Origin of the sequence: Tengunoibacter tsumagoiensis, assembly GCF_003967535.1 — a bacterium.
GTDB classification, from domain to species: Bacteria; Chloroflexota; Ktedonobacteria; order Ktedonobacterales; family Ktedonobacteraceae; genus Tengunoibacter; species Tengunoibacter tsumagoiensis.
In genome coordinates, this window is record NZ_BIFR01000001.1 from 2384580 (window position 1) to 2402855 (window position 18276).

The 18276-nt window shown below is 51.7% G+C and carries 11 protein-coding genes; 8 read left to right on the forward strand and 3 right to left on the reverse strand.

Annotation, left to right across the window (positions count from 1 at the left end):
* Positions 1 to 31: 31 nt before the first annotated feature.
* Together EL628_RS09380 and EL628_RS09385 are read right to left on the reverse strand one after the other, a co-directional pair.
* Positions 32 to 415, reverse strand: coding sequence for a tetratricopeptide repeat protein (locus tag EL628_RS09380; RefSeq protein WP_126579695.1), 384 nt, complete (start codon positions 413 to 415; stop codon positions 32 to 34).
* Positions 412 to 1071, reverse strand: a complete 660-nt coding sequence (locus EL628_RS09385) for a nucleotidyltransferase family protein (RefSeq protein ID WP_126579696.1) — start codon at positions 1069 to 1071, stop codon at positions 412 to 414. The genes EL628_RS09380 and EL628_RS09385 overlap by 4 nt, the downstream gene beginning before the upstream one ends.
* A gap of 337 nt (positions 1072 to 1408) precedes the next feature.
* On the opposite strand from EL628_RS09385, the gene larE reads away from it, so the two are divergent.
* From larE to EL628_RS09415, 6 genes are all read left to right on the forward strand, one after another.
* Complete coding sequence (gene larE, locus EL628_RS09390; protein ID WP_245994037.1) at positions 1409 to 2296, forward strand: ATP-dependent sacrificial sulfur transferase LarE; 888 nt, start codon at positions 1409 to 1411, stop codon at positions 2294 to 2296.
* 12 nt (positions 2297 to 2308) lie between these two features.
* Entirely contained in the window at positions 2309 to 2989 is a 681-nt protein-coding gene (locus tag EL628_RS09395) for a hypothetical protein (RefSeq protein WP_126579697.1), read from the forward strand.
* A 116-nt stretch (positions 2990 to 3105) separates the two neighbouring features.
* Positions 3106 to 4257, forward strand: a complete 1152-nt coding sequence (gene nifS / locus EL628_RS09400) for a cysteine desulfurase NifS (protein ID WP_174719957.1) — start codon at positions 3106 to 3108, stop codon at positions 4255 to 4257.
* Positions 4258 to 4452: 195 nt separating this feature from the next.
* A complete protein-coding gene (locus tag EL628_RS09405; RefSeq protein WP_126579699.1) occupies positions 4453 to 5628 on the forward strand; it encodes an aminotransferase class I/II-fold pyridoxal phosphate-dependent enzyme in 1176 nt (391 codons plus the stop codon).
* 386 nt (positions 5629 to 6014) lie between these two features.
* Positions 6015 to 6851, forward strand: coding sequence for a Hachiman antiphage defense system protein HamA (locus tag EL628_RS09410; protein ID WP_126579700.1), 837 nt, complete (start codon positions 6015 to 6017; stop codon positions 6849 to 6851).
* Complete coding sequence (locus EL628_RS09415; RefSeq protein WP_126579701.1) at positions 6848 to 10048, forward strand: DEAD/DEAH box helicase; 3201 nt, start codon at positions 6848 to 6850, stop codon at positions 10046 to 10048. Before EL628_RS09410 ends, EL628_RS09415 begins: the two co-directional genes overlap by 4 nt.
* A 145-nt stretch (positions 10049 to 10193) precedes the next feature.
* Here the strand turns inward: EL628_RS09415 and EL628_RS09420 are convergent, their stop codons facing one another.
* Positions 10194 to 14867, reverse strand: a complete 4674-nt coding sequence (locus EL628_RS09420) for a ribonucleotide reductase barrel domain-containing protein (protein WP_126579702.1) — start codon at positions 14865 to 14867, stop codon at positions 10194 to 10196.
* 303 nt (positions 14868 to 15170) lie between these two features.
* Here EL628_RS09420 and EL628_RS09425 point away from each other — a divergent pair, with 303 nt between their 5' ends.
* Positions 15171 to 16412 carry a competence/damage-inducible protein A gene (locus EL628_RS09425; protein ID WP_126579703.1) on the forward strand — a complete coding sequence of 414 codons (1242 nt, stop codon included), beginning with the start codon at positions 15171 to 15173 and terminating at the stop codon, positions 16410 to 16412.
* Between the two features lie 87 nt (positions 16413 to 16499).
* Positions 16500 to 17612 carry a site-2 protease family protein gene (locus tag EL628_RS09430; protein ID WP_126579704.1) on the forward strand — a complete coding sequence of 371 codons (1113 nt, stop codon included), beginning with the start codon at positions 16500 to 16502 and terminating at the stop codon, positions 17610 to 17612.
* The last annotated feature ends 664 nt before the right edge of the window (positions 17613 to 18276 follow it).

The window sequence follows — 18276 nt, forward strand, 5'->3', positions numbered from 1 at the left end:
ATTCCAATGGGAGATACCTGAAAAGCGAGGACTACTCAAAGCCTTCGAGACGTTTTTTGCGTTTATGGGCCTCATAGGAGGTAGGATCAAGGACAAGAGCGCGTTCAACGGCGGCTAATGCTTCCTCTCTGCGTCCAAGAATGCCAAGTACCCAGGCTTTGCCATCCCAGGCAGGAGCATAGTGTCCATCGTGCTGAATAGAGAGCTCAAAATCTGCGAGCGCCTCTGGATAGCGTGCGAGCATAGCCAGACAGGTCCCTTTCATATACCAGGCTTCAGCATTCGTCTGATCCAGAGCGACGGCGCGTTCTGCGGCCTTTAAGGCCTCAACGTAGCGAATTGTTGCGGAGAGTTGCTGGCAATATTCGAGCCAGAACTGTGCCTGCTGTTTGGTCTTCTCTTCCAAGATACTCATCTCCGATCTCCAATGTCGTGTGCATCAGGCTTTTGCCAGCGTTGGAGGAGGGCTTGATAGGCCTCCCAGGTATCGATATCGTCATTAGCCGGGCCTGGACCAACCTCGATGGTACGCAACTCGTCCTGATGGCGAGCAATAATGCTTCGTCCACCTTCATCGCCACTGACCTGTTGCAGCTCTGCAAAGAGCCTGCTGGCAAATAGGACCGGGTGCCCCCGTTTCCCTGCGTAAAGCGGAGCAATAATTGCTTTTTTGGTTTCGTTATGATATTGAATAAGCGTATCAATAATTGTCGACGTCAGCAGGGGTTGATCGCCCAGGATAACCAGGCAGCCATCAATCTTCTGGCCTGATTGTATCAGTTGTGATAAGGCCTGCACTCCCAGGCGTAGCGAGCTACTCATTCCTTGCTGATAGGCCGTATTTTCGAGATAGTGAATGCTCCTCTGGTCTGGGAGACTGGTGAGACTCTGACGAATTTGCGGTGCTTGATGACCAAGCACCACCAGGATCGGATCTGCCTGTGAGACACAGGTGCTCTCCAGGACATGAGCAAGGATCGGGCGTTCTCCCAGAGGAAGCAAAAGTTTATGGCGACCCTCGCCCATGCGGCTCGAGCTTCCAGCGGCTAAAATAATGGCAGCGATCGTCATAGGCTCCTTCACTTCTCACACGAGCGTTTCGCCAGTCCAGGTAGTCATCTACAGGTAAGATCTCGTTTGATACATAGACAGATTGTAGCGTTGATAACCAGTTTCATTATAATTGATTATCACAAAGCTGCAAGTGACCTGGATGGAAATAAAAGAATGCGATGATCTGTTCTCAATTGTTGAGGACCATCATACTGGGGAGAAGCGAGCGGGCATTGTATAAAATGGTATAATGTCGGTTGATGATGTTTGAGCCCCATGGGCCTGGTGATGTGTGTGTCGACCAAGATTATTCCCACGATCTGTCATGCACCAGGGAAAGATTCAGGAGAGCATAATGATAGATACCAATGCTTCGGCTATGCCTATAGTTGGCGACACAGCCCTTGATGCCGAGACTCAGGCAAAATATGAGCATCTCCAACAGATTTTGCGCGAGATGGGCTCAGTTCTCGTAGCTTATTCAGGTGGTGTAGATAGTGCACTCTTGCTGAAAGTAGCTTACGATGTCCTGGGTGAACGCGCATTGGGAGCCATTGCCTCTTCACCGGCGTATGCTCCAGAGGAGACGCAAGAGGCCCTGGACGTTGCGCAACAGCTCGGACTTCCCCTGGTAACCCTGGAGACACACGAGCTGGAGAATGAGCAGTATGTCAAAAATGACCTCAACCGCTGTTATTTTTGTAAGACCGAGCTATTTACCCATCTCGAACCATTAGCGAAAGAGCGAGGGCTGGAATATATCGCTTATGGGGTCAACACAGATGACGATGGCGATTTTCGCCCGGGCCAGCGCGCGGCGCGAGAGTTTGCAGTGCGCGGCCCGCTGAAAGAGGCCGGTATGGGCAAGCGCGAGATTCGTGCCGTCGCCAAACTGCTCCAGATGTCCGTCTGGGACAAACCAGCGCTGGCCTGCTTCTCCTCACGCATTCCCTATGGCAGCAAGGTGGATGTAGCCTCGCTTCAGATGGTCTATAAGGCAGAAAAGTTTCTGCGCGATCTGGGTTTTCGTCAGTTGCGGGTGCGTCATCACGATAAAATTGCCCGCATTGAAGTCGAACGAGCGGATATTGTGCGCCTGGTCGAGGAAGAGATGAGCCGTGTGGTCACCGATGGTTTGCGCAAGATCGGCTATGCCTATGTTACCGTGGATCTTCTCGGATATCGTTCCGGGAGCATGAACGAAGGCTTCTTCAAGAAGAAGAAAGACCTCGATAAAAAGTAAGGGCTTTATCTTATGACGACCAATCAGTCTACGAAGAAAGAGCGGCGGCGCGAAGAACTGCGTCGTCGTGAGGCCGAGCGTCAACGAGCCATACGACGCCAGAAACGGCTGTTGACCACCATTATCACAGCCATTGTGGCTGCAATAGTGCTTGTTGTCGTACTCTACATCCGTTTTTTCTTCGTGGCAACTCCGGCGGCTCAATCTCCGACGACGCCAACTCCACAGGTAGCTATTACTCCTGTCTCCGACAACCCTGCTTACGGAGTGATTGATAACATTGCCTGTTCCAGCAGCGAGCAGCTCACCTATCACATTCATGCTCACCTGTCTATTTTTATCAATGGCAAAGCGGTACCAGTTGCTGAGAATATTGGCATAGCGCCAGATCAGAGCTGTATCTATTGGATGCATACCCATGATACCAGCGGCATCATTCATATGGAGGCTCCTCAGACAGATACATTTAAACTGGGAACATTTTTGCAGGTCTGGCATGATCACTTCTCTCAATTACAATTTCCCAGTCAGCTGGCCAGTACGACTGGTTGGCAGGTCTATGTCAATGGGAAGGCCTATACAGGGGATTTCAAGCAGATTGAGTTAAAATCGCATACAATGGTGACCCTGGCGTATAATTCGCCCACTGTTCAGCCAGAGACAACCTTTAACTGGGGCCTATTAAATGAATAGGCGGCCCCACTGTGCTATAATTTGAAGGAAAAGTAAGACGGAAATCAGACAGAGATGGACGTTTGCAACGACGCTGTGCTCTCATCCCATTAGCTGAAAAACAGGAATAACACATCATGTCAGAGCGCACTATCTACCTTGACCATGCCGCCACGACCGCGTTAGATCCACGCGTCCTCGAGGTGATGCTTCCCTACTTTACGACAGAATATGGCAATGCCAGCAGTATCTATACGCTGGGACGTCATGCAATGCAGGCAATTGATCGTTCGCGTGAACAGGTTGCCGAACTATTGCATTGTCGGGCAACGGAGATTGCCTTTGTCGGTTGTGGCTCGGAGAGCGATAACCTGGCAATCAAAGGTATGGCCTTTGCTTCACAGAAAAAAGGGAAACATATCATCACGTCCGCTGTGGAACACCATGCCGTCTTGCATACGTGTCAGTATCTTGAGCGTTTTGGCTTTCATACGACCTACCTGCCAGTTGACGAGTATGGGATGGTGCGACCTGAAGACGTTGTCAATGCTCTGACGGATGAGACGATTCTGGTCTCGGTGATGTATGCCAATAATGAGGTGGGAACTATTCAGCCGATTGCTGAGATTGGGCGTATCTGTCGTGCGCGTAAGATCCCCTTTCATGTCGATGCAGTGCAGGCTGGCGGTGCCCTGCCTATTGATGTGGCTGATCTCCACGTTGATCTCCTCTCGCTCTCGGCCCATAAGTTTTATGGCCCTAAGGGTATGGGCATTTTGTACGTACGCCAGGGAATGCGTCTTCTTCCACAATTGCAGGGGGGATCGCAGGAGCGGGGACGCCGCGCCGGGACAGAGAATATCGCTGGCATTGTAGGGACTGCCACGGCACTCCAACTGGCCTATGCCGAATTAGAGCAGGCAACACCGCGAATCGAAGGTCTGCGAGATCGTCTGATTGAAGGGATCTTGCAGATTCCCCGCAGCCGCCTGACAGGCCATCCCACCTTACGTCTCCCCAATAACGCCAGTTTCTGTTTTGAAGGCGTTGAGGGCGAATCGATCCTGCTGAACCTCGACCTGCTGGGAATCGCCGCCTCCTCTGGTTCAGCCTGTACCTCCGGTTCCGTTGAACCGTCGCATGTTCTGGTCGCCATGGGACTCCCGCCTGAGTGGTCGCATGGAAGTCTGCGTCTCACCGTAGGAAAAGAGAATACGGATGAGGATATCGAGAAAGTTCTCGCCGTGTTGCCAGATGTGATCAAACGTCTCCGAGGGTTAGGACTTTAATTGATTGTCTCTTCCCAGTTTTTATGTTAAAGTGTGTGGACAGCGGTTAATGTGTACGTGTGCAAAGATGCCACTATCTACGATATTCGCACTATCAGCACAGACGATCTGATGATCGTGGATGTGCCCGGAACAGGGCAATCCTTGTCTTCTGAGTGGCATCAGCTCTGGGATAGAGAAAAAGAGGTAGACGGAATGGACGTAATTAAACGGAGTACGCTGTCGCAGCGGGTACAGCAGGTCAAACCCTCAGGGATTCGGAAGTTCTTCGACATTATCAACACGATGCCAAATGTCATCTCGTTGGGCGTTGGAGAGCCTGATTTTGTCACGCCAGAGCATATTCGTCAGGCAGGTATCGCCTCAATTCAGGCTGGACGGACCCAATATACCTCAAATTATGGGACATTGGCCTTGCGTGAAGAGATTGCACGAATGCTCCAGCGACGGACTGGCCTCACCTATGATCCTGCCAGGCAGCTTCTTGTGACAGTGGGTGTCAGCGAGGGTGTGGACCTTGTGATGCGTACACTGATCGATCCTGGCGATGAAGTGATCTCTTCTGACCCTGGTTACGTTGCATATGAGGCCGATATTATTTTCTCTGGTGGTGTTGCCGTCCCCGTTACGACCTATGCCGAATACAATTTTGCCGTCCGCGCAGCAGATATCGAAGCTGCTATCACTCCTCGCACCAAATTGATCCTGTTAGGCACCCCCAATAATCCAACAGGAGCCGTCATCCCACGTGAAGAGCTGGAAGGAATAGCCAGAATCGCGATCAAATATGATCTCATCGTCGCTGTTGATGAGGTCTATAGCCGTCTAGTCTATGATATTGAGCACTTTAGCATTGCCTCTTTTCCCGGAATGCAAGAGCGAACCATCTTGCTGGATGGTTTCTCCAAGGCCTATGCCATGACGGGCTGGCGTGTAGGATATGTTGCCGCCCCCTCCTATCTCTTAGAAGCGATGTGTAAGATTCATCAATATACCATTATGTGCGCTGGAACGGCTGCTCAGGAAGCGGCCCTGGAGGCGCTCCGCCACGGAGAAGACGATGTCCTGCACATGCAGGCAGATTATGCACGCCGTGGGAAAATGCTGGTCGCAGGCCTGAATCGGATTGGGCTTCCCACCTGTAAGCCTCATGGAGCCTTCTATGCCTTCCCCTATGTGAGCGGTGTAGGCGGCATGAGCGATGAAGAGTTTGCAGAGCGTTTATTAGTCGAAGAAGAAGTTGCCGTTGTGCCTGGAAGCTCCTTTGGAGATGCCGGTAAAGGCTATGTACGCGTTGCCTATTGTACCGCCTACGAAAAATTAGAAGAGGCACTGGTGCGTATAGATCGTTTCGTCAAAAAATATTCCTGAGACCATGCGCATTTCACATTGATAGACACCCTGGCCGAAATGGAGACACCGTTTGACCAGGGTGTCTTCTTTTTTGTGTCACGAGATCTCAGAAATGAGCGACGAAGGGATTACATTTTTCTGGAATTGGGTGTATTATTGAGGAACAGAATATTTTAGGATAGAGTAGATGTGGATGGACAGGGAAAAGCTCATATTTTCAAAGCTACCATACCTAAAATAGTGGATAAAATACCAGTCTTGCCCGTCGTATTTATCCTCTATTTTAGGTAGTTATTTGTTGCGAAATTCATAACCAGGCGTTATAATGCTGACATGATGATGTCCTTGTATCATTATATATACCAATATATACCACCTCGATCACAGGACAAGGATCATACAGCATGAGCACACTTTTCGCGCTGGCTGGTGAGTTCGATAGCGGAAAACACCAGTATCGGGTCTATGAACCAGGAAGTAGTTCAACTGTAGATTGGCTTTTTCCACTGGCAAAAGAGTATGTGAAAACACTCTCACAATCTATTCTTCCACGTCGTCCTATTCAAGCTCCCGAGAGTGACTTTCATATGGATATGACTCGTTTAGAAAGATATATTGCGAAAGCCAGTATCCCCAAATATAAGCCTGGAAATTTTAATGTCGTACGTAGCGATTTTGGCGAGTTATTATGTTATGTATTATTAGAGTGCTGGTATAATACGCTCTTTGGCGCCAAGAGCATCAGCTATCGGGAACTAAAAGACCTGCCAGGGCGTGGTATAGATGCCATTGGCATTGAGCGTGGTGACCCCTTAACGATTGTATTGTGTGAAGTAAAAGTATCTGATGACCAGAAATCGCCCCCGCGTGTAGTTGATGATAGTGATGATTGTTTGAGTAAGCAGCATCGCCATCATCTCGATGCGATGAGCCATGCCACAAAAGAGAAGATCTGGCGGGCCTATCGCTTCACGAAAGATGAGCGCATCGGGGACCTACTTGCAGAAGCGGCCACATATATTGAAGAGCAGCAGATTGAGAAACTACGGATTGTCAGCTGTAACGTCTTGATTCGGCCAAAGACAAAATATACTGAGGCCGATTTTGGAAGTTTTCGTCAGACGCCAGCCGACTATCTGCCAGCCGACATTCGTTTCTTAATCGCCTGCGTTCCAGATGATTTAAATACTCTTATTAAGGACTGGTACAGTATTGTCGAGAAGACGGGGGTGTCCGGTTGAGTACGACCCTACAAACCGCGCTACAGGAGCTGAATGTTCCTCTTTTTATACAACGAGCCGATCATGCTACGCTGGCCCGCATGATCGCCGCTTTACCAACGGAAGATACGTATCAACCTACCCCAGAGAAATTGCCACGCTATGGTTTTCTCTATGAGAAGCAGGGCCTGAGGGCCTTTAAACACTATGTGACCAATCAACACGAGGGCCAGAAAGGGGAACTGTGTGAATACTTCCTGCTGGCTTTTACCTGTTGGAGAGCGCTGGTCTCCCTGTCGGTGCAGAAGCAGGGGAATGATCCAGGGCATCTTTCAGGATCGGGTCTGCACCTGATGGAAGCTGAGTTTGGGCAAGAGCTCATTCTGCCTGAACTGATGCTCGCTTTTAGCTTAAGTGTGGCAGGTCTGCTCTCCGAGCGAACGGCTGAGACACGATTAGAGCTACGGCAGTATCAATTAGATCTTTCAACCGGGCAACAGGACTGGCGTAAGGTTGTGGCGGCGCACGTCTTGAGTGCCTTTATCCGGCTTGTGCGCAAAGATAACGGTTGGGACGATATTCATCATGCACTTGCCAGTCTGGATACTTTAAAGCAGATGCAGGGCAAAGATGAGGAGCTGTATCTGGATGGTCTGGCAGAAGAGCAGCAGGCACCAGCGGCATTTGAGCTGATGGGCTTCTATCATCTTGCTCAGCTTGTGGTGCTGGCTGGAAATTATCTTCTGAGTGGGCAGATGGGACGGGATAAGATCAATCTACGGCTGGATCGCCATCATGAGCAAGCGCTGGATGCATTTGAGCAGGGGCAGATGAACTTTCTGGCCCATATTGCGGATCTGCTCTGGGTTGGTTGTCGCGAGCTGGTCCAGAATGCCATCTGGACCCATGTCGGGCTTCTGGGTGAGAATGTGCAGAAATATGTCGAGGCTCTGACCTCAGCCGCGCGCAATCAGCCTGTGATTGAGCTCTGGCCCAGCCAGCAGGAAGCGTTGCGTCGTCATCTTCTGGATTCCTATCATCGCGCCATTCTTGTCGAGATGCCAACCAGTGCAGGCAAGACCTTGCTGGCCAAATTCGCCGTTATTCAGACAAAGGCGCTCAACCCTCATGGGACGATCGCCTATGTCGTTCCGACGCGCGCACTGGTCAATCAGGTCGCACTGGATTTTCGAGCCGACTTTCGCCATCTCTTGCGTGTTGAGCAGACGGTACCAGTCTTTGAGCTTGATCCAACCGAAGAGCACCTCTTAAAGAGCCGTATTGATGTGCTGGTGACCACGCCAGAGAAGCTTGATCTGCTGATTCGTAGTGGTCATCCAGTCACACAAAACCTCTCCCTGGTCGTTGCTGATGAGGCGCATAATATCAGCGAAGAGGGGCGCGGTGTGAGGCTAGAGCTCTTACTCAGTACCATTAAGCGCGATCGAGCGCGGGCGCGTTTTCTCTTGCTCTCGCCCTTTCTCCCCAATGATGAAGAGCTGGTACAGTGGTTGGGAGAGGAGCAGGCCTTGCCCCCCATTTCTATTCATTGGAAGCCTGGTCGGAAGCTGATTGGGGCGGTCAAAAGTGTGAAAACGGAAGGGAACTGGACGGTAGAGTTTGAGACCGTCTCGACCGCTCATGCCCCCGATGTGCGAGCCGGGATGAAGGTGCTGATTGGCCGAACGGCTTCCCGTATCACGACCGTTCATGAGATGACAAAGGCCACAGTACAGGCTTTATTGCCGCGTGGTTCCGTCCTGGTTCTCTGTTATGGTCCTGTGTTTGCTGCCCGGCGAGCGAAAGAGATTGCCAACGAGATGCCGAAGTTGGAGCCTCACGCATTTCGCGATGCCGTCTGCCATTATCTTGAGGCAGAGCTGGGGACCGATTCGCACCTCTCGGCCTACTTACAACATGGAGTAGCCTATCATCATAGCGGGCTCTCCCTGGAGGCACGCTGGTTGATTGAGAAGTTGATCAGAGATGGGCTGGTGAAAGTGGTCTGTGGGACTACAACGCTGGCGCAGGGGATGAACTTTCCCATTACCACAGTCATCATTGAGGATCTCCGCAAAGGGAGAAGCTCTCATCTTTCCTATCAGGATTTCTGGAATATTGCGGGCCGGGCTGGTCGAACGCTTGTTGATTCAGTTGGTGTGGTTGCGTTTCCAGCGGTAGATAAGAATCGGCTGGAGGGCTATGTTGATTTTCTCAAGAACGAAGCGCAGGAGATCTCCAGTCGTCTGGCGATGCTTCTGGTGCGCGCCGAAGAGATCAGCACGACGTTTACCGTTGAGTCGCTCTATGAGTATCCACAGCTTTCGCCCTTGCTGCAATTTCTGGCCCATGCCATGAGAGTCTCAGGGAATGGCAACCTGGCTGAAGAGGTTGAGGATCTCTTGCGCTCGAGTCTGGTCTATTATCAGGTGCAGAAGCAGAGTAAGGTCGCGGCCCAGAAACTAGTGCAGATCTGCCGCTCTTATCTAGAACAACTGAGCCAGCATAAGAATATTCTGGTGCTGGCTGATCAGACAGGTTTTGCAACCCCGACCGTGTTAGAGCTATTAGCCAGGAAGAATCATAACGAAGAGCTGACCCTGGCCGAAAATTGGGAGCCTGAGCGCTTATTTGGAGAGGATAGCCATCCGATGGTTGAGCGTATCAGTGCGATAGCCAATCTCCCAGAGATTCAGCTGGGGAAAGAGAGCGACTATGCGCACAGCGCGGAACAGATTGCAGCCATTCTCCGCGATTGGGTAAATGGCGTCTCGCTCAAGCAGATGGCCCGGCGTTATGGAGCGCATGAGAATGACCCGGATGTGCAGATTATGAACTTTTCACGCTATCTGTTCTCACGCTTATTAAGTCAGGCTGCCTGGGGGATAGGTGCTTTAGAGACGGTCTGCCTCTCAAGCCAGAAACAGCGTGGTTGGCAGCCAGTGGGCTATATCCCTTCAATGCTCTTCTTTGGAGTGCGCCAGCGAGAAGCGATCTGGCTGCGGATGGTTGGTGTACCAAGGATAGTTGCCAATCCGATGGCGCAGATCTGGAGGCAGCAGATGAAAGGGGAGCCCAGGAGCTATGAGGTCATACGCGAATGGGTCTCGCGGCTCTCTGATGAAGAATGGCGACAGATTATCCCCGTGGGGTCGCCGCTAACGCCCAGGGATATGAGGCTCATCTGGCAGGAATTCTCTGGGGAGACCTTGAGCTAAGCATATCTCGAAACACTCGAGCAGAGAGAGGCCGAATGCAGCACAGACAATCTGATGCACTGCATTCGGCCTCTCGCGATGATTGGGCTGAGCGATGCCAGCCCGTGACTGGTGTTGTTGTCACCAGCCACATATGGATATTAGCTTAGCACTCGCTATGGCCGCAGCTATAGCACTTTTTGCAACCTTCTTCATAGACCATGGTGTTGCAACCGCACTGTGGGCAGAGATTGCCCGTTACGCGGAGCTGATTGAGATTGACTGGAGCACTGACATGGCTTTCGGCCACGGGTTCTTCAGTAACCTTGCTGACTGGCGCTGGAGCCGGAGCCACCGTCTCAGGAGCCTCATTAAGAGCTTCCATATGGATCTCTAGAGCGCGAGCAACCGCATCGGGCAGCGAGCGAACCTGCTGTACACCAAAGCCAACCGAACGGCTACCACCGATACCGCGCAACTGGTTCGTGATCTCCTGAGCACGATCCGTCTGCGAGAGCGGGCTAAGGAGCTGTAGATTGAGCGAGATCAGGCGGCCCAGTGCCTCTGAGAGTGCGGCAATATCGCTACCGGCCTTACCAACGTTCACAAAGACCTCGAATGGTCCCTGATCATCGCTGTTGATCGTGATATTGATCTTGCCCTCAGGAGCGCGCACCTGGCGGGTGTAGCCCTGAACCACAGACGGACGCTGTTTGATCCCTTGATGAATCGAAGTGACCGGCTCAAACATCGGAGCCTGGGCCTGCGCCGCCTTCTCCGCTTTTTCAGCTGCCTTCTTCTCATCCTCAACGCGGGTCAGCACTGCATCGCGAGAGCCATCGCGATAGTAGGTCACACCTTTACAGCCCATCTCATATGCTAGGCGATAGAGATTCTGCACATCCTCGACTGTATGCTCATTCGGAGCATTGACCGTCTTACTGATGCTCGAATCGGTGTAGCGCTGGATCATACTCTGGACGCGGACATGCTCTTCGGGAGTGAGATCCTTAGAGGCGACAAAGTAATCAGGGGTTGCCTCATTGGGATGCTCATCGCGCCACTCCTGGAGCAGATGGTGATACAGGATATGTTCACCAGTGCGGTCACGGCGGATCATCGCAAAGTCATAGACTGGCTCAATACCGGAGCTGGCGCCAGAAAGCAGGCTGGTTGTACCGGTGGGGGCCTGTGTTAACAGAACCGCATTACGGATGCCTTGATTGGCGATCTTCTCCTGAATCGGCTGAGGTAAGCGCTGGATGAACTTGCCCTGGAGATACTTCTCGCGATCGAACATCGGGAACGAGCCCTTTTCGGCGGCATTATCTGCCGAAGCCTCATAGGAAGCATCGCGGATCGTCGCATAGATGCGCTCAATAATGGGGAGAGAGGCATCGCTGCCATAGGCTACTTTCATCTTAATCAGTGCATCTGCCAGACCCATTGTCCCCAGGCCAGTGCGGCGTGTGCTCAACTGAGCCTCGCGATTCTCAGCGATAAAGTACTCGTTGGCATCGACCACATTATCCAGGAAACGCATAGCGATCTTACTGATCTGTGCCAGCTTCTCCCAATCCATCTCACCATGGGAGACAAAGGCTGAGAGGTTCAATGCACCCAGGTTACAGACGCCCCAGGGAGGTAAGCCTTGCTCACCGCAATTATGAACTACCAGGCCGTTGGCTACAAACAGATGAGCCTCAGGCTCGGTAAGGTCATAGACCATCTCTTCGCCTTCTGCTGTCAGGCTGACAAAGGTAGCGGTGAAGTCCTCTTTGTATGGTCCACGCTTATAAGCTGCCACCAGGTCTTCCAGCTTGCTCTGCTTTTCCTGTGTCAGGAAGCTAATCTGATGGGCAAAGGCGCTGAAGCTTCCTTTTGTTATGACCAGATCATGGTAGCTCTGGCATTCATAGGAAGCACTGCCGCCTTTACCATCCGGCAGCTCGCGCGAGCCAGCCTCACGGAGTTCTGTATAGATACGTGAGTAGATGCCAAAGTTGAGTAGAAGCTGCTGCACACCTTCTAGCAGTTGCTGGTTTACAGAGGTCAGACGAATGGAGGCACCTTTCTCAAGGTTTCCCTGTACTGAACCATCAGCGGTAAACAGAGCGGACAGGAAGCCCTTCTGCATCTCATGAGAGCCACGAAAGACCGATGGTGGTACCTGCAGCTTGTTGCTCAGAAGTTCGGGATCAATGAGGCGTAGGAGCCGCACCGACTCCACGCGGGTCTCGTCGCGATCTGCAACTTTTTGTGCACCAACCACATATTGTCTCTGCCCCTCGGGAGCTGCTACGAGCCGGTTTACTGCTTCGGCAAACTGGGGTGCAATCGCTTGCTCTTTGCCAAAGAATGAGAGCATGACACTACCCGCACGACGAGTATTGATCGAGCCATCACCAACCAACCAGCCCAGAACGCGACCCAGATCAGCATTGCCAGTTGTGCCGAAGTAGCCTTCAGCATGCAAGAGCTTGATCTTATCTCCAGTGTTTAGCGTGCCCGCCTCTTTCCAGCCTCCGGTGGTCAGAACCTTATGGTCTTCAGTGAGACGAATGGTGTAGCCTTCTTCCGTCTGGAGACGGAAGACTGGTTTGACGCCAGTTGAGAAGACATGGCTGGCCTGACGAAGAGCAACATTCTCGCTATCAGGCGAGACTACAGTGACCGGTGCCCCCATCTCTGCCAGCTCACTGGCCGGGATCATGCCCTGATCGGTATAGACCAGCGTATCGCCAGTCACGCAGGGATTAACGCAGCGAATATTCTCGTAGTACCAGGTATTGGACTCTTTATTATAGCGATCCATAAAGACCATACCGGGCTCAGCCGACTCCCAGGCCGAGGTACAGATCAGATCCCAGAGTGAGCGAGCGCGAATCGTCTTCTTAACTTCGCCCTGCCAGGTCAGATTCCAATCGGCATCATCTTTGACCGCCTGCATAAAGGCATCAGAGATACAGACCGAGAGATTGGCATGTTGAATCTTGCCCGCCGTCCGCTTCACCGTAATAAACTCTTCGACATCTGGATGGGTATCGTCGAGCATAAGCATTAAAGCGCCTCTGCGGGAATTTGAAGTGTAAAGACCATTTCCTGCCAGAAGGTGCACATCATCGACCTCAAAGTCAAAGACTTCTGACGGTCCAAGCGGCTCGATGCTGACGATGGGGTCTGGCAGGACACCCAGAAGGGCATCAAGGCGCTCGACCATGGCAACGCCACCAGCGGCTGCGACGCGCTCACGTACGCGGGTCAGAGCATAGGGTGAAACGCGATCTTTCGTACCCTTGAAGAAGCTCTGATGACTGCGGAGGCCACTGTAGCCCTGATCTTCAAAGCTCTGCACAAAAGCGCTGAAGCGCTTTTTAAAATGTGCACCTGTTACGATCAGACGATAGATTGGCTGCCAGCCCTGAGCTGCACGATGTTGTACTGTGATATGTGAGACAACACCCTGATTGAGCAGCAGAAGCTGAATGTCACCAAGCAGCTCGCGGCTGATGCTGTCGATACCATAGCCACTGTTGGCGCGGCGATCGTAGCCATCGGTCGCAAAGAAGCCAGCAATAAAGGCTTCCACTACATCAGCTGGTGAGCGGAAGATAGCTTCGGGGACGCGGATGGTTTCAGCCTTTTGTGTGAGCAAGCCATTCTCATGGAGCCATTCGACGACTACGCGTGAGTCAAGCTGAATGTTTGTATTGTTTGTATCATCGCCTGCGCTCACGGCTGGCTCGATTCCAAAGAGCGAGCGAATCGAGGCAACCAGGCGTTCCTGTACCTCTGGCTGGTTGTTGGCGACGCTCAGCGAAAGACCCCTGTCGCCCATCACATGCCCATCACCATAGGAGAAGCCCAGCAGATAGGCCAGTTCGGCAGTTAACTGTGTGGGTACTGTCACCTGCTCATCGAGTGTTGTTGACAGTAGTGAGCGTTCATAGGGTGTAGTGGAGAGTTGAACTGGCTCGCTATCAGCTGGTGCATCGGCATCGTATTCGCCGAGCAGCAGCAGGATCTCATCTCCTTCGGCCAGATCGCGTAGAGCGATAGTCGTAATCTCACCATTGCGCAGGACGCCCATCTTATGATCGAGGGTCACCCGAACGCGATAGCCGCGGCTGGTGGTTACCTCGTAAAGATCCTTCGTGCCGTTGCGGAAAACATAATTGAAGGCACGCCAGCCCTTGTGGGTCAGAGCCTCAAAGCTCTCGCCAGCATCCAGACGGTCAGCCAGTTCGCTGGCCGGGATCAGACCCTTACTGGTTGAGATACGCTCGTTGGGACCAAAGCAGCCACCCTGCTGGATCACATCGCCCGTTGCCACCGAATACAGTTGAGCCCATGAGCAGGGGCCAGAGGCCGTCCCATTCACCGTCTTAATATACGAGCCCCGAGGACGTAGCGTCGAAAGATTAATACCCACACCACCACCACGAGCCATAATCTCCGTCATCACTTTCAAATTATCGAGAATGCCCTGGCGGCTATCCTCAGGAGACGGAATCACGAAACAGTTATAATAAGTTACTTGATGGCCAGTGCCAGCACCAGCTAAGATACGGCCACCGGGAACAAATTGAAAATTATTCAGAGCTTCATAGAAGAGTTTTTCCCACTCCGCACGTTTTTCCTCGGTCTGTTCGACGGCTGCAATGCCACGAGCAACACGCTTCCATAGCTGTTCGGGGTAGAATTCTAGTGGGTTGCCATCGGGGTCTTTCAAAGAGTACCGATCCATGAAAACTTTTTGACGAATCCCCTCTAATTGTGTCATAGTTTGGGGGTTGTCGTTATCGTCGTCAGAGGAAAGGCGCTCAATCTGCTCTAACATCCGTCATTACTCCTTGTTCTCATCATGAGAAATTGATAGTGTGTTCATGGTGCCTGCGGTCAGGCACAGATTTTTGCAGTGGATTATGTTCGTGTTCTGCCACTCAGTATACCGCTAAGAAAAGCCAAAAACAACCCCTGCACCACAACATATTGATATTTTTCCTACATCTAGCACAACATGTTGTGGAGAGAGACAATATGATATGATATCACTGCATACAAAAAGCAAATGACCATCTAGTCTGGTAGGTGGTACCAAAGGGGGATCTTTGATGGGTCCCGGTCCTGGCAGGAGGAACTGATGCGAGCCGAAATTATTTCGTGTGGTACTGAATTATTATTAGGCCATATTACTGATACAAATGCGACGTATCTCTCACAGAGTTTAGCCACTTTAGGCATTGATCTCTATTTTGTCTCTCAAGTTGGAGATAATCAAGGACGGATTGTCGAAACATTGCAAAAAGCCTGGCAGCGCTCCGACCTTATTATTATGACGGGCGGAATTGGCCCAACCGAGGATGATGCAACGCGTGAATCCATTAGTGCTCTTCTAGGCGAGCAGATGCAGGTTGATCCCCAGCTCGAGGCGAATCTCCGCGCTCGCTATACCCATGCCAGCCGCCCGATGCCCGAGCGCAATGTGAAGCAAGCAACCTTGATCCCATCCGCACAGGCGCTCGCCAATCCGATTGGGAGTGCGCCAGGCTGGTGGGTTGAGAAAGATGGACATATCATCGTTGCCATGCCTGGAGTTCCTCGTGAGATGTATCGGATGTGGGAAGAGGAGGTTGTGCCGAAGCTCAGCGCCTTTACTGGTGGCCTGATCTTTACGCGTCTGCTGCGCGTCTATGGTCTGGGTGAGGCAGCCGTTGAGGAGGAACTGGGCGAGCTCATCCATAACACAAACCCCACATTGGCAACCTATGCCAAAAATGATGCCGTTGATGTGCGTATCACGGCCAAGGCTCAGACCAGCGAGGAAGCATTGCAACTGGTCGCCGAGATGGAAGAGCGGGCTCGTCAGATCCTGGGCGAGCATGTCTTTGGCATCGAGGGTGATACCCTTGCCAGTGTGATTGGCAAAGCCTTACAGGAGCGAGGCCAGACCTTAAGCGTCATGGAATCGTTGACCGGTGGACAGCTAGCCAGCACAATCACAGATTTTCAGAGCAGCTCAAAGCACTTTATTGGTGGCATTGTATCCTATAGTACTGATGTTAAAATACAGATGGGCGTACCAAAGGAGACTGTAGAGCGTTATGGTGTGATTAGTGAAGAGACGGCTCGCGCCATGGCTACAGCGGTGCGTCAACTGCTGAAGACCGATTTTGGGATTGGAATCACTGGCGTTGCGGGCCCGGACAAACAGGAAGAGAAGCCTGTTGGGACGGTGTATATCGCAGTAGCCGGGCCTGAGGGGATCGTGACATGCATGGGGCCGGGCTGGCGTGGTGGACGTGCAGACAACAAACGCCATGCCGTTCTGACCGCTCTCAATCTCTTACGGCGTTATCTGGCGGGTACTGTAAGTCCTGAATAGGGCCCTGTAGATAGTTGTTTTAGCTGCTATATGCTAGAATAAGAGAAGAAATAGAACAATCTCTATTGTACAGAACTGAGGTTGAATGTGGATCGGTATCCCGATGATCTCACCGAGCGCTCTGATCAGCAGGCGTATCGCAGCTATAAACAGTATGATGATTATATGTCCCCATCTTCATATAGTAATATTCCCTCGTCGTCAGAACAGTCTGGAACGGATGAGGGAAATGAACAGGGGTCTGTCTTTGATTCGGTTGGTGCAGTAGACTACACCAACCTTTCCTATTATGGTGTGCCGGATGAGCCATTAATGCAGCCCTATCTGGGTCCCCAGAGTCTGGAGGGGTATACGCATGATGCAGGCGAGGTCCAGCGGGATTCGGCCCGAGAAGGACACTATCAGTCGGGGAAGAAGCGGAAGAGGTTAGCGGGATTGGGTGGGTTAGGAGCTGCGATCCTGGGCTGGTTGGCAAAGTTCAATGGACTGGTACTCTTTGCCAAATTTGGTATGCTAGGCTTAAGTGCTTTGATCTCCATGGCGGCCTATGCTCTCATCTCTGGGTGGGCATTCGGAATCGGGCTGGTGGTACTGCTCTTTATTCATGAGATGGGTCATGCCATTGTGATGAAATTGAAAAAGATTCCGATTGGCGGCATGATCTTTATTCCCCTCATGGGTGCTATGGTGACAATGAAGCAGATGCCACAGAATGCAAAGGACGAGGCCGAAGTAGGGATAGCTGGTCCGATAGCAGGGGCTCTGGCCTCGGGTGTCTGTCTGTGGATTGCACAGATGCATCCCTCTATGCCAGGGGGGTGGGCTGCTCTGGCTTACTTTGGTTTTTTGATGAATCTGTTTAATCTCGTGCCTATTATCCCATATGATGGTGGCCGTGTGCTGGCAGCCATTGATAGACGTGTCTGGATCGTGGGTTTTTTATTGCTGTTAGGATATCAGATCTGGTCCTGGTATCATGGCAATTTCTCATTCTGGTTGCTGATGTTTGTGGTCATTGCTGCCACGCAGTTGTGGTCGCGTGGTCTGGCTCCTGAGGAGCCCGAGGCCCAGGTCGATTATCATGCTTATTATGATGTGCCAATGCGTTCACGTGTCATTTTGACGGTGCTTTACTTTAGTCTGGCGAGCGTGTTGTATCTGGGAATGTCGATTGCCCATCAACTGGCGCCGATCAGGTAGCCTGTCTCTCTCGTCAATGGTGGATCTCCACTCTGTTCACCCCTCCATAGCATCGTTTCGAATTGAGCCATGGAGGGGTGAACAGAGTGGAGTGGGAGCAGAGGAAAGAGACAAGCAATTTTCCCTACTTTACATCGCAATATCTGTAATAAGTGCATTATAAGATAAGACAAGTAGGGAAGGTCGCTTGTCTCCTTCCTGAATTTCCCGTTCCACAATGTGAGCCCCTCCATAACATCCTGTCCCCATGTACCGTTTCCCATTGTCCATTGTCCACTCGAGCCATGGAGGGGCTCACCGAGCGGAGTGGGAGCAGAGGAAAGAGACAAGCGGCTTTCCCTACTTAAAAGTGCAAGGTATGTTTAATGCCATGTTTTGTGCTTGAAGCGACAATACAAGTAGGGAAGGTCGCTTGTCTCCTTCCAAATCTCGAAGCTCCACAATGTGAGCCCCTCCATAACATCCTGTCCCCATTTACCGTTTCCCATTGAGCCATGGAGGGGCTCACAGAGCGGAGTGGGACGAGAGGAAAGAGACAAGCGACTTTCCCTACTTTACATTTTTTATACCTGAAATCGAGTAAAAGATGACAAGACAAGTAGGGAAGGTAGCTTGTCTCCTTCCAAATCGTGCCTCTCCACCATGGTCGCCCCTCCATAACATC

Bases quoted from the DNA above. Each gene is read 5' to 3' on its own strand.
- EL628_RS09380 (WP_126579695.1), bottom strand. From the start codon at position 415: ATGAGTATCTTGGAAGAGAAGACCAAACAGCAGGCACAGTTCTGGCTC.
- EL628_RS09385 (WP_126579696.1), bottom strand. From the start codon at position 1,071: ATGACGATCGCTGCCATTATTTTAGCCGCTGGAAGCTCGAGCCGCATG.
- larE (WP_245994037.1), top strand. From the start codon at position 1,409: ATGATAGATACCAATGCTTCGGCTATGCCTATAGTTGGCGACACAGCC.
- EL628_RS09395 (WP_126579697.1), top strand. From the start codon at position 2,309: ATGACGACCAATCAGTCTACGAAGAAAGAGCGGCGGCGCGAAGAACTG.
- nifS (WP_174719957.1), top strand. From the start codon at position 3,106: ATGTCAGAGCGCACTATCTACCTTGACCATGCCGCCACGACCGCGTTA.
- EL628_RS09405 (WP_126579699.1), top strand. From the start codon at position 4,453: ATGGACGTAATTAAACGGAGTACGCTGTCGCAGCGGGTACAGCAGGTC.
- EL628_RS09410 (WP_126579700.1), top strand. From the start codon at position 6,015: ATGAGCACACTTTTCGCGCTGGCTGGTGAGTTCGATAGCGGAAAACAC.
- EL628_RS09420 (WP_126579702.1), bottom strand. From the start codon at position 14,867: ATGTTAGAGCAGATTGAGCGCCTTTCCTCTGACGACGATAACGACAAC.
- EL628_RS09425 (WP_126579703.1), top strand. From the start codon at position 15,171: ATGCGAGCCGAAATTATTTCGTGTGGTACTGAATTATTATTAGGCCAT.